The 19,683-nt window shown below is 72.3% G+C and carries 23 protein-coding genes; 16 read left to right on the top strand and 7 right to left on the bottom strand.

Translation table 11 applies throughout. The annotated features are described in order from the left end of the window. Window positions 1-90: 90 nt before the first annotated feature. The gene (locus AMK26_RS20745; protein WP_073756160.1) at window positions 91-525 is read right to left on the bottom strand and encodes a nuclear transport factor 2 family protein; all 435 of its coding nucleotides are present in this window, start codon (window positions 523-525) and stop codon (window positions 91-93) included. Window positions 526-612: 87 nt separating this feature from the next. On the opposite strand from AMK26_RS20745, the gene AMK26_RS20740 reads away from it, so the two are divergent. From AMK26_RS20740 to AMK26_RS20725, 4 genes are all read left to right on the top strand, one after another. Next, entirely contained in the window at window positions 613-1,185 is a 573-nt protein-coding gene (locus AMK26_RS20740) for a PadR family transcriptional regulator (RefSeq protein ID WP_073756159.1), read from the top strand. Further along, window positions 1,172-1,960: an SGNH/GDSL hydrolase family protein gene (locus AMK26_RS20735; RefSeq protein ID WP_073756158.1), complete on the top strand. Its 789-nt coding sequence runs from the start codon at window positions 1,172-1,174 to the stop codon at window positions 1,958-1,960. The genes AMK26_RS20740 and AMK26_RS20735 overlap by 14 nt, the downstream gene beginning before the upstream one ends. A gap of 117 nt (window positions 1,961-2,077) precedes the next feature. Next, window positions 2,078-2,698 (top strand): L-threonylcarbamoyladenylate synthase, encoded by a 621-nt coding sequence (locus AMK26_RS20730; protein WP_073756157.1) that lies wholly within the window; start codon window positions 2,078-2,080, stop codon window positions 2,696-2,698. A 276-nt stretch (window positions 2,699-2,974) separates the two neighbouring features. Continuing rightward, window positions 2,975-3,868, top strand: coding sequence for an NAD(P)-dependent oxidoreductase (locus AMK26_RS20725; RefSeq protein ID WP_073756156.1), 894 nt, complete (start codon window positions 2,975-2,977; stop codon window positions 3,866-3,868). A 299-nt stretch (window positions 3,869-4,167) separates the two neighbouring features. Here the strand turns inward: AMK26_RS20725 and AMK26_RS20720 are convergent, their stop codons facing one another. Both AMK26_RS20720 and AMK26_RS20715 read right to left on the bottom strand, forming a co-directional pair. Beyond that, window positions 4,168-5,121, bottom strand: coding sequence for an IS481 family transposase (locus AMK26_RS20720; RefSeq protein ID WP_073756319.1), 954 nt, complete (start codon window positions 5,119-5,121; stop codon window positions 4,168-4,170). Between the two features lie 119 nt (window positions 5,122-5,240). After that, window positions 5,241-5,531 carry a hypothetical protein gene (locus AMK26_RS20715; RefSeq protein WP_073756155.1) on the bottom strand — a complete coding sequence of 97 codons (291 nt, stop codon included), beginning with the start codon at window positions 5,529-5,531 and terminating at the stop codon, window positions 5,241-5,243. An 84-nt stretch (window positions 5,532-5,615) separates the two neighbouring features. Between AMK26_RS20715 and AMK26_RS20710 the strand changes: the two genes are divergently transcribed. From AMK26_RS20710 to AMK26_RS20700, 3 genes are all read left to right on the top strand, one after another. Beyond that, window positions 5,616-6,191, top strand: a complete 576-nt coding sequence (locus AMK26_RS20710) for a YdeI/OmpD-associated family protein (RefSeq protein ID WP_073756154.1) — start codon at window positions 5,616-5,618, stop codon at window positions 6,189-6,191. A 41-nt stretch (window positions 6,192-6,232) separates the two neighbouring features. Then, entirely contained in the window at window positions 6,233-6,967 is a 735-nt protein-coding gene (locus tag AMK26_RS20705) for a class I SAM-dependent DNA methyltransferase (RefSeq protein ID WP_079277737.1), read from the top strand. A gap of 93 nt (window positions 6,968-7,060) precedes the next feature. After that, window positions 7,061-7,582, top strand: coding sequence for a DinB family protein (locus tag AMK26_RS20700; RefSeq protein ID WP_079277736.1), 522 nt, complete (start codon window positions 7,061-7,063; stop codon window positions 7,580-7,582). Window positions 7,583-7,600: 18 nt separating this feature from the next. On the opposite strand, the gene AMK26_RS20695 is transcribed toward AMK26_RS20700, so the two are convergent. Then, window positions 7,601-9,745, bottom strand: coding sequence for a SpoIIE family protein phosphatase (locus AMK26_RS20695; protein WP_073756151.1), 2,145 nt, complete (start codon window positions 9,743-9,745; stop codon window positions 7,601-7,603). A 621-nt stretch (window positions 9,746-10,366) separates the two neighbouring features. On the opposite strand from AMK26_RS20695, the gene AMK26_RS20690 reads away from it, so the two are divergent. From AMK26_RS20690 to AMK26_RS36710, 8 genes are all read left to right on the top strand, one after another. Further along, window positions 10,367-11,263, top strand: a complete 897-nt coding sequence (locus tag AMK26_RS20690) for an MBL fold metallo-hydrolase (protein ID WP_073756150.1) — start codon at window positions 10,367-10,369, stop codon at window positions 11,261-11,263. A gap of 125 nt (window positions 11,264-11,388) precedes the next feature. Next, complete coding sequence (locus AMK26_RS20685; RefSeq protein ID WP_073756149.1) at window positions 11,389-12,705, top strand: phytase; 1,317 nt, start codon at window positions 11,389-11,391, stop codon at window positions 12,703-12,705. Between the two features lie 187 nt (window positions 12,706-12,892). Further along, complete coding sequence (locus AMK26_RS20680) at window positions 12,893-14,185, top strand: vanadium-dependent haloperoxidase (RefSeq protein WP_241837984.1); 1,293 nt, start codon at window positions 12,893-12,895, stop codon at window positions 14,183-14,185. Window positions 14,186-14,294: 109 nt separating this feature from the next. Next, window positions 14,295-14,510: a hypothetical protein gene (locus AMK26_RS20675; protein ID WP_073756148.1), complete on the top strand. Its 216-nt coding sequence runs from the start codon at window positions 14,295-14,297 to the stop codon at window positions 14,508-14,510. Between the two features lie 122 nt (window positions 14,511-14,632). Next, window positions 14,633-15,136 carry a fluoride efflux transporter CrcB gene (gene crcB, locus AMK26_RS20670; RefSeq protein ID WP_079277708.1) on the top strand — a complete coding sequence of 168 codons (504 nt, stop codon included), beginning with the start codon at window positions 14,633-14,635 and terminating at the stop codon, window positions 15,134-15,136. After that, complete coding sequence (locus AMK26_RS20665; protein ID WP_073756147.1) at window positions 15,133-15,486, top strand: DUF190 domain-containing protein; 354 nt, start codon at window positions 15,133-15,135, stop codon at window positions 15,484-15,486. Before crcB (AMK26_RS20670) ends, AMK26_RS20665 begins: the two co-directional genes overlap by 4 nt. After that, window positions 15,483-15,857: a fluoride efflux transporter CrcB gene (gene crcB, locus AMK26_RS20660; RefSeq protein ID WP_073756146.1), complete on the top strand. Its 375-nt coding sequence runs from the start codon at window positions 15,483-15,485 to the stop codon at window positions 15,855-15,857. The genes AMK26_RS20665 and crcB (AMK26_RS20660) overlap by 4 nt, the downstream gene beginning before the upstream one ends. Window positions 15,858-15,953: 96 nt before the next feature. Beyond that, window positions 15,954-16,343, top strand: coding sequence for a hypothetical protein (locus AMK26_RS36710; protein ID WP_073756145.1), 390 nt, complete (start codon window positions 15,954-15,956; stop codon window positions 16,341-16,343). 57 nt (window positions 16,344-16,400) lie between these two features. Here the strand turns inward: AMK26_RS36710 and AMK26_RS36260 are convergent, their stop codons facing one another. Further along, window positions 16,401-16,943, bottom strand: a complete 543-nt coding sequence (locus AMK26_RS36260) for a hypothetical protein (protein WP_073756144.1) — start codon at window positions 16,941-16,943, stop codon at window positions 16,401-16,403. A 201-nt stretch (window positions 16,944-17,144) separates the two neighbouring features. On the opposite strand from AMK26_RS36260, the gene AMK26_RS20645 reads away from it, so the two are divergent. Continuing rightward, a complete protein-coding gene (locus tag AMK26_RS20645; protein WP_073756143.1) occupies window positions 17,145-17,456 on the top strand; it encodes a DUF1490 family protein in 312 nt (103 codons plus the stop codon). 26 nt (window positions 17,457-17,482) lie between these two features. On the opposite strand, the gene AMK26_RS20640 is transcribed toward AMK26_RS20645, so the two are convergent. Then, entirely contained in the window at window positions 17,483-19,138 is a 1,656-nt protein-coding gene (locus AMK26_RS20640; RefSeq protein ID WP_073756142.1) for an amidohydrolase, read from the bottom strand. 33 nt (window positions 19,139-19,171) lie between these two features. Next, window positions 19,172-19,683: cytosine permease (locus tag AMK26_RS37915; RefSeq protein WP_241837983.1), on the bottom strand; the 512-nt coding region annotated here is incomplete at its 5' end.

The raw sequence follows: 19,683 nt of genomic DNA, 5'->3' as shown, positions 1-19,683 counted from the left end.
AGCGGCCGGCCGAGCCTGCCGTGACTCCCGAGGCGGAGGCCAATCTCGCGATCGCCTCAGACATCACTCTCAGCGCCCCATCCACCGGCTCTAGCGGTCGGCGGCCCGGGGGACGAGGCCGTCGGCGACCAGGCCGGCGAGAACCGCCTCCCCCAGCGCGTGCACGGCGGACTGGGGCCGGACCATCACGGTGAACTCCTTGATCCGGCCCGTCTCGTCGAAGTGGAGCAGATCGATGCCATGGATCTGCTTGCCCCGTACGGTGGCCCGGAAGGGCAGGATCGCCGACGGGGCTTCGTGGCCATCGCCGCTGGTCTCGGCCGCACCTTCGAAGTGTCCGATGTAGCGGAGGTCCTCGAAGGTGCGCACCAGGACTCCGAAGAGTCCCAGCACCATGGGCCTGCCTTCGAAGGGCGTGAACTTCACCGGGCTGTAGAGGCGGATGTCCTCGGTGAAAAGGTCGTCCAGTGCGGCGAGATCGCGCTCCTCCACTGCGGCGCGGAAACGTTCGGCGGTCTTCTCCATAGCCCCTCCCCGTACTCAACAATATGACTAATCACTTTTTTGAGTATGATGCCAGAGGCACACGAGGACAGGGAAGGGGCGCTTTGGATGGCCTTGCGGCATGCCGTGCTGGCGGCGCTGCTGGACGGTGAGTACAGCGGGTACCAGTTGGCGAAGGCGTTCGACATCGGCGTCGCCAACTTCTGGCACGCCCTGCCCCAGCAGCTCTACGCCGAGCTGACCCGGCTGGAGAAGGACGGGCTCGTCGAGGGCCGGCAGGTGGTCCAGGAGGCCCGGCCCAACAAACGGCTGTTCCGGGTCACCGAGGCCGGTCGTGCCGAGCTGGAGAGGTTCGCCGAAGCCGCGTCGAAACCGTCGTTCATCCGCGACGATCTGCTCGTCAAGGTCCAGGCCGCCGACCGTATCGGCACCGCCCCCGTCATCGAGCAGCTCGAAGAGCGTGCATCCGTGGCCGAGGCCAAGGTGGAGCTCCTGAGCAAGCTGCTGCGGCAGATGCGCGGCGACGCGGACGAAGAGGAGTTCCTGCGCCGGGGCGACCGGATCGGGCCGTACCTGACGTGCCTGCGCGGCCTCACCTTCGAGCAGGAGCACCGCGACTGGTGCCTGCGGATCGCGGCCGTTCTACGGGAGAGGCAGAAGACGTCCCATGCCGAGCGGTGAATACCTGCGTTACGTCGCCCTGGGCGACAGCATGACCGAAGGGCTCGGCGACGGTGACGACACCGTCGGCATACGGGGCTGGGCCGACCGGCTCGCCGAGCACCTCGCGGCCGTCAACCCCGGTGTACGGTACGCCAATCTCGCCGTACGAGGACGTGTCGCCGGCCAGGTCCACGCCGAGCAGCTGGCGCCCGCCCTGGCCCTGCGCCCCGACCTGGCCACCGTCGCCGCCGGGGTCAACGACCTGCTCCGGCCCCGTTTCGACGCCGCGGAGGTGGCCGGGCACCTGGAGGAGATGTTCGCCGCGCTCTCGGCCACCGGGGCCCATGTCGTGACCCTGACCTTCCCCGACGTGGGGCGGATCGCACCGCTTGCCCGGCCGCTCAGGTCCCGTGTGTCCGGCCTCAACGCCCGTATCCGCGCCGCGGCCGCCCGCCACGGCGTCACGGTCGCCGACACCGGCCGGCACGCCGTTTCCACCGACCCGAGGCTGTGGACCGAGGACCGGCTCCACGCCGGCCCCCTGGGCCACGAGCGGATCGCCGCGGCCGTCGCCCACGCCCTCCACCTGCCCGGCAGCGACGACGCCTGGACGCTCCCCCTGCCTCCGAGGGCGGCCCCCACAGCACGCCAAGCCGCAGCGGCCGAACTGCGCTGGGCGTACGCGTTCCTCGGCCCCTGGCTCGGACGCCGCCTGCGCGGCCGGTCCTCCGGCGAGGGCCGCACCGCGAAACGCCCCCAGCTCCTGCCCCTGAACGCAGCGGCCGGCTCGTGATACCCCCGGCCCAGGCAACGATGAGCACGCGCGGCGGGTGGTTCCGCTGAGGTTCGGGGCGCGGCGACGCCGTCCCGGCGCGTGAGCGCGGGTGGCCTGATCGCGTAGGCTCGGCGGATGGCGAAGTATTTCGACGTACACCCCGAGAACCCCCAGCGGCGCACCATCAGCAGTGTCGTCGACATCATCCGCTCCGGCGCGCTGGTCGCGTATCCGACGGACTCCTGTTTCGCCCTGGGATGCCAGCTCGGCAACCGTGACGGCATCGGCCGGATCAGGTCGATCCGGAACCTCGACGACCGTCACCACTTCACCCTGGTGTGCGAGAACTTCGCGCAGCTGGGTCAGTTCGTGCACGTCGACAACGATGTGTTCCGTGCGATCAAGGCGGCGACCCCAGGCAGCTACACCTTCATCCTCCCCGCGACCAGGGAGGTGCCGCGTCAGCTGATGCACCCGAAGAAGAAGACGGTCGGGGTCCGGATCCCCGACCACGTGGTAACCCAGGCCCTGCTGGCCGAACTCGGGGAGCCGCTGCTGTCCAGCACACTGCTCCTGCCGGACGAGGAAGAGCCGTTGACGCAAGGCTGGGAGATCAAGGAGCGGCTCGACCACGCCGTGGACGCCGTGGTCGACTCGGGTGACTGCGGCACCGAACCGACCACGGTCATCGACTTCTCCGGCGGCGAAGCCGAGATCGTACGCCGGGGCGCGGGCGACACGACGCGGTTCGAGTAACCGCGCGGCGCGCAAGGCGATGACCGCCGACGCGGGCGCGGGCCGGGAGCCGGCCATGCGACCGACGCGGTCACGCACGGGTGTTCCGGTGACCGGCCGCGCCACCGGGACACCCGACCGCAGTGGTAGCGACGGCCGCCGCACGTGCCCGGTCGCGAGATCGATCGCCATCCTTGACCTCGACTTCGGTTCAGGTTCTAGCGTGATGTTTCGCGTAGCACCAGTGGCCGCCCATGGACGGGCTGCCCCACTGCAACCGGAGAGCGAGCGACTTTGATGAGCACTGTCTCAGAACGAAACAGCCCCCAGCCGGCCGTGACGGTGATCGGTCTGGGTGAGATGGGCTTCACCCTCGCCGGAGCCTTCCTGGACGGCGGGCACCCGACCACGGTGTGGAACCGTACACCGCGGAAGGCCGACGCCCTGGTCGCCAGGGGGGCCGAGCGGTCCGCGACTGTCCGCGACGCCGTTGCCGCCAGTCCGCTCGTGGTCGTCAGTGTGAAGGGCAATGCGACGGCCCGCGCGATCCTGGAATCGTCGGGTGACGCACTGTCCGGCCGGTCGGTTCTCAACCTCACCGATGGGACATCCGCGGAGGCCAGGGCGGTGGCCGAGTGGGTCACGGACCGGGGCGCGCAGTATCTGCATGGGCAGATCATGACGATCGCTCCGGGCATAGGGGGAGCGGAGACGGTGATTTTCTACGGCGGTTCCGACGCCGTGTTCGACCGGTTCGAGTCGACGCTCCGGCTCATCGGTGGCCGTGGGACGCTGATTTCGGCCGACGCCGGTGTACCGGCCCTGTACGGAATGGCCGTGCACGGCACCATGTGGGGCGCGCTCAACGGATTCCTGCACTCGGCCGCTCTGCTCTCCAGCGAGGGCATCGAGGTGAAGCGGTTCCTCGACGACGCCGGTCCGTCCGTTGCCGCGCTGGTGGCGTCCTTCCCGATGATCGCCGACGAGGTCGACCGTGGTGAGTACGCGACGCGGTACGGAGCGCTCCAGCACCACCGGCCCTCGGTCGAGGACCTGGTCCGCGAGAGCGAGGCGCGGAACATCGACGCCGGATTCCCCGGCTACACCCTCGGCCTCGTGACCAAGGCCCTCGAAGACGGCCATGCCGATGACAGCTACTCGCGTGTGATCGAGTACTTCAGGAAGCAGTGAGCACCGAGGTGGTACGGGCGTCCCCGGCTCGTCCTCCATCCACGCGGATGGTCGCCGGGTGCACGGAAGCAGCTCGGCCGACCTGCGGAACCCGCAGTTCCCGCTGAACAGTGGCGGGCCCGCGGCCAGCCGTGCGGGTCAGGCGCTCGGTCATCACCTGGTCGACGACAGTGGAGGTGGATCTCGGAGTGCTGGGCCGGCGTTCGTGGTGGCGGACGTTGCGGCGTGTGTTCACCACCCGGCCCGGCGACCGCCTCAGCACCACCGCCGCCGGGCCCGCACTGGCTCGAAAGACAGGCCTAGCTGTTTTGCCTTGTGAGGTTGGGGACGCGGCTGGCGGGTGGTTGCCCTTTCAGGGCGGTGTGTCCGCGGTGGTGATTGTAGGAGTGCAGCCACTGTGGGAACGCTTTGCGGCGTTCGGTCTCTGACCGATAGGGCCGTGCGTAGGCCCACTCGTCCAGCAGGGTGCGGTTGAAGCGTTCGACCTTGCCGTTGGTCTGGGGCCGGTAGGGCCGGGTTCGCTTGTGGGTGATCCCGGCTGCTGCCAGGGCATCGCGCCAGCCGCGTGAGCGGTAGCAGGAGCCGTTGTCGGTCAGCACTCGTTCCACGGTGATCCCGCACTCGGTGAAGTAGGCGTGTGCCCGTTTCCAGAAGGCGGTGGCGGTTTCCTTCTTCTCGTCGGTGTGTATCTCGCTGTAGGCCAGGCGGGAGTGGTCGTCGACGGCGGTGTGCAGGTAGCTGTAGCCGGCGTTCGTCCGGTTCTTGCGCCCCGCAGCCCGGCCGAGGACTTTGTGGCCGCCGCCGTCGGGGATGTTGCCGAGCTTCTTGATGTCGACGTGGACTAGTTCGCCGGGCCGGTCTCGTTCGTAGCGGCGGATGGCACGGCCCGTCGCCCGGTCCAGATGGGCAAGGCGGGCCAGTCCGTAACGGGTCAGGACGCGGTGCACGGTGGAGGGCACCAGCCGTAGCAGGTGCGCGATGCGGGCCGGTCCCCACCGGCGCAGGACCCGGACCTTGATGATGCGGCGCTCGGTGTGGGTTGGGGTGCGGCGCGGGCTGTGGTGGGGGCGGCTGGAGCGGTCGGTCATCCCTGCCTCGCCGAGCTGGCGGTAGCGATCGGCCCACCGCTGGGCGGTGGTCGGTGAGACCTGGAAGCGTTCGGCGGCCCGGCGCAGCGGCCAGCCGTCCTCGACGACGCAGCGGGCCAGACGCAGGCGACCGGTCTCGGTCAGGGGTGCATTACGGTGGACCACGAGGGCCTTTCTGTTGGTGTAGACGTCGCAATCCACACCGAACCGGAAGGCTCTCACCCGTTCAAGATCCCTCAGCCGAGACCTGACTCACCCGTCCACAACCTCCCCGGACAGAACACCTAGCCCAGCGGCAGCAGCCCCAGCACCGGCGCCACCGGTTGGATGAGCTGTCGCGCCTCGCCCAGGCGCTGCAGCCCGTCCAGGCCGCCGAGCTGCTCGGTCACCGTGGGCACCTGGGAACGGTGCTCGGGAGCGACAGCGATCGACACGAGGTTGTCGACCCGGTTGAGGACGGACGGTCCCTGGGGCCCCGGAGCGGGCACGATGGCCGCTCCCGCAGTGGGGGCCGCCAGTGCGGAAGCGCCGGCGGCAAAGACGAGGACGGCCAGAACACGCTGAGTCTTGGTCATAACCCACCAACGCCCCAAACGATCAGCAGTCACGGCTCACGCCCGAGCCGGTGGGGGATCGAACGGGCGATAGCGTGTCGGTCCATGGACGAACTCGACGGAGTGCGGATCATCGCCTTCGCGGACGCCGAGGCGTTCGAGAGGTGGCTGGCCGGTCACTGCACACGCCACGAGGGTGTGTGGATCAAGATGGCCAAGGCGAAGTCCGGCATCCCGTCAGTGACGAGCGACGAGGCCGTCGACGTCGGGCTGTGCTACGGCTGGATCTCCGGGCAGCGGCGGTCTCTCGACGAGGACCACTACCTGCAGAAGTACGTGCCGCGCCGGCCCAACAGCCTCTGGTCGCAGGTCAACGTCGAAAAGGTCGCGATGCTGACCGCCGCGGGCCGGATGCGCGAGCCCGGGCTGGCCGAGGTACGCAGGGCGCAGGAGGACGGGCGATGGGCGCGGGCCTACGAGTCGCAGAAGACGGCGACGGTGCCGCCCGATCTGGCCGCGGCCCTTGATGCGGACCCGGGGGCCAAGGAGGCTTTTGACGCGCTCGACAGGACGGGACGTTATCTGATCATCCTGCCACTGCTTCAGGCGCCCACACCGGAGACCAGGCGGGCCCGGCTCGACAAAGCGCTGCGCACGCTGCTGACGGAAGGTCGGGAGTGAAGAGCCCTCCCCGTGCCGATGGCTTCACCTCGGCCTGCCACGTGACCGAACCGTCCCACCTGGCCGCCGTCAGGCAGTCGTACGACACCGTCGCCGCCGACTACGTCAGGCTCGTCAAGCCACCGACCGAGATGGGGCCGACGGCCCTGGCGATGCTGGCCGCGTTCGCCGAACTCGTGCGCCGCACCGACCCCGCACGGCCGGTCGCGGACCTGGGGTGCGGGCCTGGCCTGGTGACGGCACACCTGGCCGGGCTGGGCCTGCGCATGCTGGGCATCGACTTGTCGCCGAACATGGTCGGGCTGGCCCAGCAGGCCTTCCCCGGCCTGCCGTTCGCCGTGGGCTCCATGACCGCGGTGGGACTGGGGAGCGGCACGCTCGGCGGCATCCTGGCCTGGTACTCCACCCATCACACACCGCCGGAGTGGCTGCCGGTGGTGTTCGCCGAGTTCCATCGCACGCTCGCTCCCGGCGGTCACCTGCTGCTGGGCGGGTACGTCGGCGACGAACGCCGGCGCCCGTCACAGGCGTATGGCCACCCGGTGTCGTACGAGTCCTACTTCCTGCCCGTGGACCGTCTCACCGAACTGCTGGGGCAGGCCGGCCTCGTCGTCACCGCGCGGTCGGAGCAGGCGCCCGACGAACCGGGGAGGCGGCCGCACGTCTGCGTCCTCGCCCACAGACCGGCTGCGGAGCCGGCGGGACGGACCGGCTCCGGCGAGCCCAGGGGCGGTGCCCCGCCTGGGCGATCGCTTTCCCGGTCCGCGCACTGGTAAATCCGGCGCGGATCGCCCATGATCTTGGGCATGCCGGACGATGTCAGCGCACACCGTGAGCAGCAGGCTGCCCGGCGCTTCGGGTGGTCGAACATGTTCGTCGCACCCGACGAGGACGCGCGGACCGATGGGGGGTTCGCGGGCGAACGGGCCGTCCTCGCCGGGTATTTGCGCGACCAGCGGCTGACGCTCGAGCTGAAGTGCTCCGGTCTTGATGCCGCGGCGCTGGCTCGTCGTTCGGTGGAGCCGTCGAATCTGTCGCTGCTGGGACTCGTACGCCACATGGCACGGGTGGAACAGAAGTGGTTCCGGCGGGTGATGGCGGGACAGGACCTGCCGCTGCACTACCGCTCCGGTGCCGACCCCGACGAGGACTTCAACGGCGCGGTGCCCGACCCCGGGGTCGTCGCGGAGGCCTGGGCCACATGGCGGGCGGAGGGCGCGTTCGCGGAACGGTTCGTGGCCGAGGCGTCCGATCTCGGCCTCACCGGCACGAACGGCGAAAAGCCGGTGCAGCTTCGTGAGGTGCTGGTGCACATGATCGAGGAGTACGCCCGGCACAACGGCCACGCCGACTTCCTTCGTGAGCGGATCGACGGCCGCGTGGGGCAGTAGACCCGGGGCGCCGGTGCGTCACGGAGACGGTTCCCGGTCGCGGACGCGCGCGACGAGGAGGGCGACGTCGTCGTGGTTGCCGCCGTACCGCAGCTCGCGCAGGAGGCGGTCGCAGGTGTCCTCCAGGGTGGGGTCCGGGGTGCGGAGGAGCTGGAGCAGCTGTTCGAGACGGGTGTCGATGTCCTGGTCGCGGGTTTCGACCAGGCCGTCGGTGTAGAGCACCAGCCGGTCGCCCGGGGCCAGTTCGGCCGTGACGTCGTGGAAGGGGACGCCGCCGACGCCCAGGGGGGCGCCGGTGGGGAGGTCGAGGAGTCGGGGGCCGTCACCGGCGCGGATGAGTACGGGCGGGGGGTGGCCGGCGGTGCAGAGGCAGCACTGGCCGCGGCGGGAGTCGTACACGGCGTACACGCATGTGGCGAGTGAGGGTTCCAGGCCGGCGGTGATCTCGTCGAGGTGCCGGAGGACCTCCGCCGGTTCGAGGGCGAGCCGGGACAGGGTCTGGGTGGCGGTGCGCAGCCGGCCCATGGTGGTGGCCGCGTTGATGCCACTGCCCATGACGTCGCCCACCACGAGGGCGGTCCGCCCGTCGTCCATGGGGATGATGTCGAACCAGTCGCCCCCCACCTCGCTGCCCACCCCGGCCGGCTGGTAGCGGGAGGCGACGTCCAGCCCGACGAGATGGCGGGGCGTCTCCGGGAGCAGGCTGCGCTGGAGGGTCAGCGCAGTCTCGCGCTGCTGGCGGAAGAGGCGGGCGTTGTCGATGCACACCGCCGCGCGGGCGGCCAGGTCGCTCGCGAGCAGGGCGTCGTCGTCGGTGAACGGCAGGGGGTTGCGGGCGCGTTTGAGGTCGAGGGCGCCGAGGACCTCGCCGCGGGCGATCAACGGCACGGCCAGGTACGAGTGGACGCCGGCCCGCGCCAGGAGCCGCGCCGCGTGATCGTCCCGGGCGATGCACGACAGGGCGTCCTCGTCGACCTCGGGCACCATGACCGGCCGGGCGGTGCGTACGCAGCGGGTGACGAGCCGGTCGGCGCTGTAGTGGGCGGGTTCGCCCGGGGGGTCGGCGGCCTGGACCGCGGCGGTCGGATAGGCGGCGGCGACGGCCAGGGCGCGGATGACTGCCGGGCCGTCGGCCGGTACGCGGCCGGGGCGGCCTTCCAGCACGGTGTCCAGGAGGTCGACGGCGGCGACGTCGGCCAGCTCCGGCACGGCGATGTCGGCCAGCTCCCGGGCGGTCTGCTCCAGGTCGAGCGTGGTGCCGACGCGTACCGACGCGTCCGCGACCAGAGCCAGGCGGTCGCGTGCACGCTCGGCCTCCGTCGCCGCGCGGTAGCGGTCGGTCACGTCGATCACCGAGATGGCCAGCCCCAGCACCCGGCCGCCCACGTCCTCCAGCCGGTACAGCGACACCGACCAGGCGTGATCGGTGTCCGGGTCGGCGGGGGTACGGCCCACCATCTGGCGGTCGAGCAGCGGTACGCCGCTGTCCAGGACCCTGCGCATCGACTCCTCGGCCGACGCGGCGTTGACGAACGGGAGGAGCTCGGCGACCCGCCGGCCGTTGTGCTCTTCGGCGCTCAGGCCGTCGATGCGTTCCAGGGCGGCGTTGACCCCCACGTACCGCAGGTCCGTGTCCACCACCGCCAGCCCGATCGGGGACTGGTCCACCAGCCGCACCGAGAGCGCCAGGTCCCGCTCCACCTTGCGCAGCGTCGCCTGGTCGGTGGCGAGACCCAGGGCGTAGTAGTCGCCCCGGTCGTCCAGGAGCCGCATGTTGCGGAACTCCAGCACCCGCGCGGTGCCGTCCTTGTGCCGTACGGGGAACTCCCCCGACCACGCGTCCCCGCTGCTCATCACCCGGTCGAACAGGTGGAGCACCTGCTGGAAGTGCTCTTCCGCGACCATGAGCTGCGCGGCGTACCGGCCCAGCGCCTCCTCGGCCGTGTAGCCCAGCAGTTTCTCGGCCTGCGGGCTCCACAGCACGATGCGCCCCTCCGCGTCCAGCACCACAGCGGCCACGCCCAGGACGTCCAGCAGGCCTTCGGCCGACGACGGCTCGGCCGCCCCGGCTCCCGCCCCCGCCCCCGCTCTGGCTCGCGGCCTCGCAGCCGGCCCGCCGCCCACCGCGCCACGGTCGGCCGGGATGCCCTCTGCGCCGCCCATGACCGCTCCTCTCCGATGCTGCCACCGTGCCTCCATTCCGGCGCGCACGCACACGCACGCACGCCGGTGGCCGAAACGGCTGCCAGACCGAGTACCACCGGCTCCCGCGCCCGAACTCCACCGCCGCGGCGAGCGGGCGGGCAGCCGCCGCGGCGGCGGCGCTCGCGATGGTGCTGGTGGGGTGCCCGTCCGAGATGCTGTGCCAGCGGAAGCCGGCCGCCACGATCATGAACCGCGACCGGGTCGACGGCGTGGCGTACAGCGGGCCCGCCCTGGCGAAGGACACCCGCGACGGTTACGTCGCCATGGCGAAGAAGCGGGGCATGACGCCGGTCGCCATCGACATGTGGGTCGGCAAGGACGACCTCGTGCTGAAGTCCCAGGAGACCGGGAAGGGCGCGGAGGGCGCGAAGGTCCCGGCGACCACGCGGGTGCCGCCAAGCCTTGGCGGTGGCGAAGGTGCCGTACGTACCTGCTTTTTTTGTAGGGCAATGAGCTTTCTGTCCCGGGCGGGTGGGACCACCATGGAGGAGTGGGGAGCGCGGTACCGGCGGGACCGGGCCGGCTTCCTGTCGGCGGCCGCGAGCGTTCTCCACTGCCGGGGGGCATCGGAGTTCCACCATGACCATGCACAGAGTCGGCCGCGACATCACTGTCCTCGCGGACTGTCTGGAGGTGCCCGGCATCGGTTTCCTGCCGGTCAACGCCTTTGTCCTGCACGCCGAGGCGCCGGTTGTCGTGGACACCGGTCTCGGTCTGCCCGACCGGGACTTCCTGGAGGTGCTCGGCTCGGCGATCGACCCCGCCGACGTGCGGTGGATATGGCTGACCCACCCCGACCGGGACCACACGGGCGGGCTGTTCGCGCTGCTGGAGGCGGCTCCGCAGGCGCGGATCGTCACCACGTACATCGGTGCCGGGATCATGTCCACCGAACGGCCACTGCCCCTGGAGCGGGTGTTCCTGCTGAACCCGGGCCAGTTTCTGGACGTCGGTGACCGTACGCTCGCCGCGTTCCGGCCGCCGCTCTTCGACAATCCCGCGACGGTGGGTTTCTACGACGCCAGGTCGCGCGCCTGCTTCAGTTCGGACTGCTTCGGGGCGCCCATGCCGAGCGCGGACCTCGCCGAGGGCGATGACGCGGGGGCGCTGGTTCCGGAGCAGTTGCGGGCCGCGCAGCTGCTGTGGGCCACCGTCGACAGCCCGTGGGTGCACACCGTGGACGTCGACAAGTACCTCGCCACCGTGCGGCCTCTGCGGGAGATGGACCCCGAGATCGTGCTGGGCACGCACCTGCCGCCGGCCACCGGCCTCACACCCCGGATGGTCGACGCGATCAGCGCCGCGCCCGGTGCCGACCCCTTCCTCGGCCCCGACCAGCGGGAACTGGAGCGGATGCTGGCCGGCTTCGAACCCGGCGGTCCGGCGCCCGGTCCCGCGCCCGGGCCGGCGCCCGGCCCCGTGAAGGTGCCCGAGGAGATGCCCGCCGAGGCGCCCGCGCCGGGTGCGCCCACCTGAGCGACGGGTGGACCATGACGGGATGAGTTCACGAGGGGCACACCCTGCGTAAGGCAGTCGGTCACCGAATCACCCGAGACTCGACACCGGCTTGCCATGCTCCCGACAGCAAGGGGTTCCCTCTCGTGTTCAGGCACCGTCCCGTCCGGTCGGCCGCGCTCGTCCTCGGTACGGCACTGGCGGCGCTCACCGCCACCCTTCCCGCCGGCGCCCACGCCCCCGGCACGCTCAGGCCACTGCCCGGCGTCGCGCCCCGCGCGGAGACCGCCACGCTGTACGACGACGAGGCGGGCGGCAGCGCCGACGCCGACGACCCGGCGATCTGGCGCAACGCCGCCCAGCCCGACCGCAGCCTGGTCATCGCCACCGCCAAGGAAGGCGGCCTGCGGGTGTACGACCTCGACGCCCGCGAGGTGCAGTCGGTCCCCGCTCCCCCGGCCGCCGGTCCGGACGACGCGCCCGGCCGCTTCAACAACGTCGACCTCGTCCACGGTCTGCGGCTGCCGTCCGGCCGCGCGGACGTCGCGGTGACGACCGACCGCGGCCACGACCGGCTCCGTATCCACCGCATCGCACCCGGCCGCGCCGCCGGCCCGCTCACCGACATCACCGACCCCGCCGCCCCGCCGGTCTTCTCCGCGGACCAGGAGGAGATCAACGACCAGCACACCGCCTACGGCCTCGCCACCTGGACGGACCCCGCGACCGGCCGCTCCTACGCCCTCGTCAGCCGCCGCGACCGCACCACCATCGCCCTGCTGGAGCTCACCCCCACCCCCGCCGGGACGGTCACCTACCGCAAGGTCCGCAGCCTGGACCTGCCGTCCTCGTTCCGGCTGCCCGACGGCACGTCGTGGACGCCCTGCGGCGAGCCGGGCGAGCTGCCCCAGGTCGAGGGCATGGTCGTCGACCCGGCCAACGGCATGCTGTACGCCGGACAGGAGGACGTCGGCATCTGGCGCATGCGCGCGGACCTGACGGGCGCCGCGCCGCAGCTCGTCGACCGCGTCCGCGAGTACGGCGTACCGGCCGTGTACGACGAGGAGAGCGAGGAGTGCGCCCCCGGTGCCGACCCGGGCTTCGGCGGCACCCGCCTGGCGGCCGACGTCGAGGGCCTGGCCCTGCTCACCGAGGCCGACGGTGACGGCTACGTCCTCGCCTCCAGCCAGGGCGACGACACCTTCGCCCTGTACGACCGGGAACTGGAGGACGCGAACGAGTACGAGGGCGGCTTCCGGGTCACCGCCACGGCCGACGGCGCCCTCGACGGGTCGGAGGAGTGCGACGGCGCCGCCGTCCTCAACGCCCCGCTCGGTACGAAGTACCCGCACGGCCTGCTGGTCGTCCAGGACGGCCACGACACGCCGGTGGACGGCGGCCGTGCGGCCACGAACTTCGCGTTCGTCGACCTCGGCGACGTCCTGGACCGCGTCGACGACTGAAGCGACGTCGGCTGAGGCATCGGCGGCTGAAGCCTCGTCGGCTGACGTGGCCGGCCGGCGTCCGGACTCCGTCCGGGTGGCGTGACTGCCCCGGACAGCGCAGACCCCCGTGGCGGAGCGGTTCCCCGCCCGCCGCGGGGTCAACAGCTGTAGCGACGGAGAGGGTGACCGGCGTGAGGAGCTTGCCGTGCGGACTGCAGCAGGACGACGCGCATCGCGTGCCGCCACGGCGGTCGCCGCCGCGACCGGGCTGGTGGCACTGGCGTCGGTGGCTCCGCACGCCACCGCCGGGCCGGCACGGCCCGCCGCCCCGGCGTCGGGCGCGGTGGTCAGCGAGTGGATGGGCACCGTCACCGCAGCGGTCGACCTGGCGGGCGGGCTGACCGTCCAGGAGGAGATGGTCTGGCACGCGTTCGTCGCCACGGCCATGTACAACGCGGTGGTCGGCATCGAAGGGCGGTACGAGCCGTACCGCCGTACCGAGCGGGGCCCCCGTACGGCGTCCTCCGAGGCGGCAGCGGCCGCAGCGGCGTACCGGCTGCTGCGGGTCTCCTTCCCGGCGGCCGCGCCACGGCTGCGGAAGGTGTACGCCGCGAGCCTGGCCCGCGTACCGGACGGCCGGGCCGAGGACGAGGGCGTCGCCTTCGGCGAGCGCGCCGCCGACCACATCCTCGCGCTGCGCGCCGGGGACGGCCGCGGCGCGCCGGTTGCGTTCCCCGCGCGCCCCGCCCCGGGGGTGTGGCGGCCCACGCCACCGGGGCACCGGCCGTTCGCCGACGCCTGGCTGGGCCGGCTGCGCCCGATGCTGATCGGGTCCCCCGACCGGTTCCGGCCGCCTCCCCCGCCGCGGCTCACCTCCGTCCGGTACGCCAGGGACCTGGCGGAGGTGCGGGCGTTCGGCGCCAAGAAGGGATCGCTCCGGACGCCCTGGCAGACGGAGACCGCGCGGTACTTCACCGACCTGGACATCCAGAAGGCGCTGGGCGACCACGCCGACCGGCACCGCTTCGACATCGTCGACACGGCCCGTCTGTACGCGGCCGCCAACACCACCCAGCTGGACGCGGTCGTCACCGCCTGGGACGCCAAGCTCCACTACGGCACGTGGCGGCCCGTCACCGCGATCCGGGAGGCCGACCGGGACGGCAACCCGGCCACCCGGGCCGATCCGCAGTGGGAACCCCTGCTCACCACGCCCCCGCACCCCGACTACCTCAGCGGTCACGCGACGTCCGGCGGCGCCCTGATGCGCACCCTCACCGGGCTGTTCGGCACCTCCCGCGTCGACCTCTTCATCCCGGCCACGGGCACCGGGGTCACCCGGCACTACCGCCACGCCGACGACTACAACCGGGACGTGGTGAACGCCCGCGTCTGGGGAGGCATCCACACCCGGTTCGCCGACACCGCCGGGAACGCCGTCGGTCAACGGCTGTCGGCGTGGGCCCTGGAGCGGTACTTCCGGCCGGTACGCAGGTGATCGTGTGTCCGTCCGGCCCGGCAAACGGGTGAATGCGGCATACGTCTGTCGTCGCGTGACCGTTACGCAGTCCGGACTCCCGGTCACTTCGACGGTAAGGAACGAACCCATGATCAAGAAGGTGCTGGCCACCGCCGGTGTCGCCGCGGCCGTTCTCGGTGTCTCCGCCCCCGTGGCCGCCGCGGTGGGCGACCGAGGGGTGCACACCCAGAACGGCAACTTCTCGACGCAGTCGTACGGCAACACCGGCAGCGCCGAGCCGCAGAGTGCCGGGCGCGCCCTGAACGACACCGACCTCCGGCCCCTGGACGGCTTGCGGCGCTGAGGGGCGGTCCGGCCGTGGGCCGCCGGTGATCGTGAGGCGTTAAGCTGAGCGCTGCGTCCCTGCCCGCGAGCGATGCTCCGCGCCCGTCTGCGCGGGGGCCTGTGCGTAGGAGACGGACGTTCATGACAGCCCCCCGCCGCCCGGTCGGCCCCGGCCCCGCCCGCCCGGCCGGCGCGTCGTCCGTGCCCCGGCGCCCGCGGCTGCCCAGGAGGCACCGGCGGCCGTGGCGGGCGCAGGCACCGGTGGTGGCGGTGGTGGCGCTGGGCGGAGCCATGGGTGCCTCGGCCCGCTACGGCGCCTCGCTGATGTGGCCGACCGCTGAGGGCGGATTCCCGTGGACCACGCTGTGCGTCAACGCGGCCGGCTGCGCGCTGATCGGCGTGCTCATGGTGCTGATCAGCGACGTCCGCCCGGCCCACCGGCTGGTGCGGCCCTTCCTCGGTACGGGGGTGCTCGGGGGGTTCACCACGTTCTCGACGTACGCGGTGGACGTCCAGCAGCTGGTGGAGGGCGGCCGGGCCCGGGTCGCCCTGGTGTATCTCGTGCTCACGCCGGTGGCGGCGCTGGCGGCGGTGGGGACGGCGGCGTGGCTGACGCGCCGCGTACTGGCGTGGAGGCAGGCATGACGGAACCGGACGGCGGCACGCGGGCGCTGCGCGCGACGATCTTCGTGGGGGAGAACGACGTCTGGCGTCACCGGCCCGTGTACAGCGAGATCGTCCACCGGGCGCACGAAGCGGGACTGGCCGGGGCCTCCGTCTTCCGGGGGATCGAAGGCTTCGGCGCGTCGTCCCTGATCCACACCGCACGGCTGTTGTCGCTGAGCGAGGACCTGCCCGTCGCGGTCGTCCTCGTGGACGACGAGGAGCGCGTACGGGATTTCCTGCCGCGGCTGGACGGGCTGGTCGGGGACGGGCTGGTCGTGCTCGACGCGTGCGAGGTGGTGCGGTACGCGGGTGGGGAGCGGGCGCGGTGAACTGGCTGTGGGTGATCGCGGGCGCGGCGGTCGGCGCGCCGCTTCGGTACCTGACCGACCGGGCCGTCCAGTCGCGGCACGACTCCGTCTTCCCGTGGGGCACGTTCACGGTCAACGTCGTGGGCTGTCTCGTGCTCGGTGTGGTGACGGGGGCGGTCGCGGCGGGGGCGGCGTCCTCGGGGCTGCGGTTGCTGCTCGGTACGGGGCTGTGCGGGGCGCTCACCACCTACTCGACGTTCTCCTACGAGACGCTGCGCCTGGTGGAGGGCGGGGCGCGGTCGTACGCGGCCCTGAACGTGGCCGGCAGCGTGGCCGCCGGCCTGGGCGCCGTCTTCGCCGGGGTGTGGGTGGCGGAGGCGCTCTGGGCGTGAGCCGCTCTGGGCATGAGCCGCTCTGGGCATGAGGCGCGGCAGCCGTCGTACGTACGCTGGGTCTACGGCGTCCCGTACCGGCCAGGGAGGCGCGTCATGGCCCTTGGTCACCGTTTCCACGTCGATCAGGACGGGCACTCGATCACCGTCCAGTTCCTGGGCGGCTCGGGCGACTTCGAGGTGCTGGTGGACGGCAAGGTCGTCGCGTACGGGCCCGGCCCGCACAGAGGGGGCACGGTGAGGGCGGAGCTGCCCGGGGACCCGCCGCGGCCTGTCGGCATCACGGTCAGTGATCCCCGCGAAATGGGCGGGGTGCCCTTCTGCGTCCTGGAGAGCGGTGGCATGCGCTACCTGATGCCGCAGGTGCCGCTGGTGCCGCCGGGCGCTGCCGGCAAGGGGCCGGCGCGTCGAGGGCCGTACCGGCCGGTGCGGCGGCTTCGGCGGTTCGTACGCCGGTCCCTGCGGCGGCTCATGCGGCGGCGGTAGGGGGCGGGGGCGCGGTCGTCGACGACGCCCCCGGGCCGCACGACTCCTCCCCAGGCTCTAGGGGGTGTTTCCCCGGGCGGCGATCTTCGACAGCAGTTGTTTGTCCAGGAGGAGCAGGGCGGTCAGGGCGTGCCGGGACGCGGCCGCCAGGAGATCGGGGTCGGGCGCGCGGCCGTGCCGGTGGGATGAGGAGTCGCGGAGGGACTCCTCGAGCTCGGTCAGCGGCCGGTCGAAGCCACCGCACATGACGGCTGCCGTCCGCAGCGCCTGGACCAGGTCCGCGTCGAGGTCCTGGCCGCCGCTGGTCTCCAGCAGCGCGGGTATGAGGTGGCTGATGTGGAGCAGGCTGTGCAGTCTGCGCACCAGTTGTGGCCAGTGGTCGTCGGGGGTTTCGGGCGCGCCCCAGGCGGCCCTCGCCGCCTGGATGTCCTGGTGGAGTTCGTTCGCTATGCGCACTTCGGCCCGGCGCGGTGGCTGTCCCTTCAGGGCCCAGGAGATGCCGGCGTCCGCGGCCGCGTCGTAGGCGGCCAGCCGGAGTCGCACGAACTGGTCGGGCGGCGCGCATGTGTCGATGCCCTTGGTCAACTCGCAGTCGTCCATGGGCGGACCGTATAGGCACCGATCGGGCCCGCGCACCAGTCGGCGCGAAACCCGTTACGTGCGGTGGCGCATACCCGCCGTTCCCGTCGCGTTCGGTGTCCGGCCAGGTACGGAGCCGTACGGAGGGCTCGCTCCGGGCGTCGGTGGCGGGGCGGTGCCAGACTGGAGTGGGAGGTTCGCGTCCGGACGAAGGAGGCCACCATGCATCCCGCCACAGTCGCCGGTGCGGTCGTCGGCCGGCTGGCCCACCACACCGTCTCCGGGGTCGTCGGGGGCCTGGTCCTCCGGGGGGCCGTCAAGGCCGCGCCGACGGCGAGGCCCGCCGTCCGCAAGGCGCTGGTGAACGGTATGGCGGGCGGCATCGTGGCGGGGCGCTGGCTGGGCTCCGCCGCCGAGGAGGCGCGGCTGAAGGCCGGTGACCTGTTGGCGGAGGCCCGGCAGCAGCTGGGCGAGGAGGCCGCGCCGCCGTCGGCGGTGGGCGTCGAGGGCCACGACCACGACCACGAGCACTGATCCGGCCGGGACGGGCCCGGGATGGGTCACGGGGCCGCCGTGTGCACGACCTCCCCGCCGACCACGACGGTTTCGGCGACCGTGCCGGGGATGTCGTGCGGCTCGGCGTCGAGGATGTCGCGGGACAGGACGACGAAGTCGGCGAGCTTCCCGGCGGTCAGTGAACCCAGCTCGTGCTCCAGGAAGTTGGCGTACGCGGAACCCATGGTGTAGCCGTGCACGGCGGTCTCCATGTCGACGGTCTCCTCGGGGCGCCACGGCTCTCCCCCGGCGAGGGGGCGACGGGTGATGGCGGTGTAGAGGCCGATCATGGGGTCCATCTCCGCGACGTTCCAGTCGCTGGAGAAGGCGAGGGCCGCGCCCGCGCGGTGGAGGCTGCGCATGGGCCACGCCTTGTGCCAGCGGCCGGCGCCGATGTTCTCCGCCCAGTCCTGGCCGGGGCCTGCGATCTCGGGCGCGCAGTGCCGCGGCTGCATGCAGGCCACCACGCCCAGCTCGGCGAAGCGCGGTACGTCGTCGGGGTCCAGGCACTCGACGTGCACGATCTGGTGGCGGGCGTCGCGCGGGCCGTTGACGTCCCGGGCGTGGGCGACGGCGTCGAGGACGGTGCGGATGCCGCGGTCGCCGGTGGCGTGCACGAAGCACTGGAAGCCCCGGGCGTCGAGCCGGGCGAGGAGGCCGGCGAACTCCTCGGGCGGGTAGTAGGTGTCGCCGCGGTGGTGGCGGCAGCCTGCGTACGGTTCGAGGAGGGCGGCGGTGCGCGGTTCGACGACGTCGTCGATGTACAGCTTGAGGGGCCCGACGCGCATCCGGTCGTCGTCGAAGCGGCGGGCGGCTTCCTCGAACGCGTCGAGGTCGGCGTCGGTGGTGCCGCGCGGGTGGAACAGGGCGGCGACGAGGCGGGACCTGAGGCGGCCTTCGGCGCGGGCGCGGGTGAACAGGGCCAGGTCGTCGAGGGAGTTCTGCGGTTCGACGACGGTGGTGATGCCGAAGCGGACGGCGTCGTCGAGGCTTCGCACGAGCCGCCCGTACTGCCGGTCCGGGGACGCCCAGGGCACACCGAGTTCCTTCAGGGCGCGGTGGCCGTCGCGGGAGAGGCCCTTGACGGCGAAGTTGCGGATGAAACCGGTGGGTTCTCCGGTGGCGGGGTCGGTGTCGGCGTCGCCGAAGGGGAGGCCGGTGCGGTGCCGGTCGATGCCGAGCCGGTGCAGGGCCGCGGTGTTGAGCCACGCGGTGTGGACGTCGTAGCTGAGGACGAGGGCGGGCCGGTCGCCGGTGACGGGGTCGAGGTCCCGGGCGTGCGGCATCCGGCCGCCGGGCATGGCGGAGTAGTCGAAGCCCTCGGCCTCGACCCAGTCCGCCTCGGGGTGGTCCGCGAGCCAGGCGGTGACGCGCTGGTGGATCGCGGTGAGCGTGGTGGCGCCCGCGAGCTGGACGCAGGCGTCGTCGGAGCCGAGGCGTACGTGGTTGTGCGCGTCGATGAAGCCCGGCAGGACGAGCTTTCCGCCCGCCTCGATCACCCGGGTGTCCGGGCCGGTCAACCGGTCGGCGCCGGCGTCCGTACCCACGTGGACGATGCGCCCGTCTCGTACGGCGAGGGCCTGGGCCTCGGGGAGGCGGGGGTCCACGGTGTGGATGCGGGCGCCGCGCAGGACGAGGTCGGCGGGGGCGGTGGTGGGCATGTTCGCGGTACTCCTGAAGGGGTGGCTGGAAGGTCAGTGCGCGGTGGACAGACGGGTGGTGCGGTGGGTCAGGGCCCAGTACGCGAGGCCGGAGACGACCGCGCCGAGGGGGGTCAGGTCGGCACCGCCGAGGGGTGCGACGAGCGGCCCCGTCCACAGCTCCGAGTCGCAGGTGAGGGCCGCGAACACCAGTCCGGTGAGAAGGGCGGTCATTCCGGCGGGGTGGTAGCCGGAGCGGTACCAGTACGCGCCTGTGCGGCCGGCTCCCAGGGCGTCGGTGTCGTACGAGCAGCGGCGCAGCAGCATGTCGGCGAGGAAGACGCCGCTCCAGGGGGCGAACACGATGATCAGGAGCGACAGGAAGCCGAGCAGGGACGCGGTGAAGTCGGCGAGGAAGAGGGCGCCCAGTGAGCCGGCGGCGGTGACGGCCGCACTGATGAGGAGGGCCTTGGCGCGGTGCCACGGGATGCCGAGGACCTGGAGGTTGAGGCCGGAGGAGTAGAGCGTGATGATCGAGTTGGTGACGGAGCCGCCGAGGACCAGGA

This window comes from Streptomyces sp. CB03234 (assembly GCF_001905885.1).
Lineage (GTDB): Bacteria > Actinomycetota > Actinomycetes > Streptomycetales > Streptomycetaceae > Streptomyces.
Note: the sequence above shows the minus strand (reverse complement) of the source record. Positions and strands in the feature narration are given on the sequence as shown.

Coding starts and splice junctions, on each gene's coding strand:
- AMK26_RS36710 (WP_073756145.1), top strand. CDS start 15,954: ATGGCCCTTGGTCACCGTTTCCACGTCGATCAGGACGGGCACTCGATC.
- AMK26_RS20700 (WP_079277736.1), top strand. CDS start 7,061: ATGTTCGTCGCACCCGACGAGGACGCGCGGACCGATGGGGGGTTCGCG.
- AMK26_RS36260 (WP_073756144.1), bottom strand. CDS start 16,943: ATGGACGACTGCGAGTTGACCAAGGGCATCGACACATGCGCGCCGCCC.
- AMK26_RS20745 (WP_073756160.1), bottom strand. CDS start 525: ATGGAGAAGACCGCCGAACGTTTCCGCGCCGCAGTGGAGGAGCGCGAT.
- AMK26_RS20715 (WP_073756155.1), bottom strand. CDS start 5,531: ATGACCAAGACTCAGCGTGTTCTGGCCGTCCTCGTCTTTGCCGCCGGC.
- AMK26_RS20725 (WP_073756156.1), top strand. CDS start 2,975: ATGAGCACTGTCTCAGAACGAAACAGCCCCCAGCCGGCCGTGACGGTG.
- AMK26_RS20640 (WP_073756142.1), bottom strand. CDS start 19,138: ATGCCCACCACCGCCCCCGCCGACCTCGTCCTGCGCGGCGCCCGCATC.
- AMK26_RS20730 (WP_073756157.1), top strand. CDS start 2,078: ATGGCGAAGTATTTCGACGTACACCCCGAGAACCCCCAGCGGCGCACC.
- AMK26_RS20740 (WP_073756159.1), top strand. CDS start 613: ATGGCCTTGCGGCATGCCGTGCTGGCGGCGCTGCTGGACGGTGAGTAC.
- crcB (WP_079277708.1), top strand. CDS start 14,633: ATGACAGCCCCCCGCCGCCCGGTCGGCCCCGGCCCCGCCCGCCCGGCC.
- AMK26_RS20690 (WP_073756150.1), top strand. CDS start 10,367: ATGACCATGCACAGAGTCGGCCGCGACATCACTGTCCTCGCGGACTGT.
- AMK26_RS20735 (WP_073756158.1), top strand. CDS start 1,172: ATGCCGAGCGGTGAATACCTGCGTTACGTCGCCCTGGGCGACAGCATG.
- AMK26_RS20695 (WP_073756151.1), bottom strand. CDS start 9,745: ATGGGCGGCGCAGAGGGCATCCCGGCCGACCGTGGCGCGGTGGGCGGC.
- AMK26_RS20710 (WP_073756154.1), top strand. CDS start 5,616: ATGGACGAACTCGACGGAGTGCGGATCATCGCCTTCGCGGACGCCGAG.
- AMK26_RS20675 (WP_073756148.1), top strand. CDS start 14,295: ATGATCAAGAAGGTGCTGGCCACCGCCGGTGTCGCCGCGGCCGTTCTC.
- AMK26_RS20645 (WP_073756143.1), top strand. CDS start 17,145: ATGCATCCCGCCACAGTCGCCGGTGCGGTCGTCGGCCGGCTGGCCCAC.
- AMK26_RS20665 (WP_073756147.1), top strand. CDS start 15,133: ATGACGGAACCGGACGGCGGCACGCGGGCGCTGCGCGCGACGATCTTC.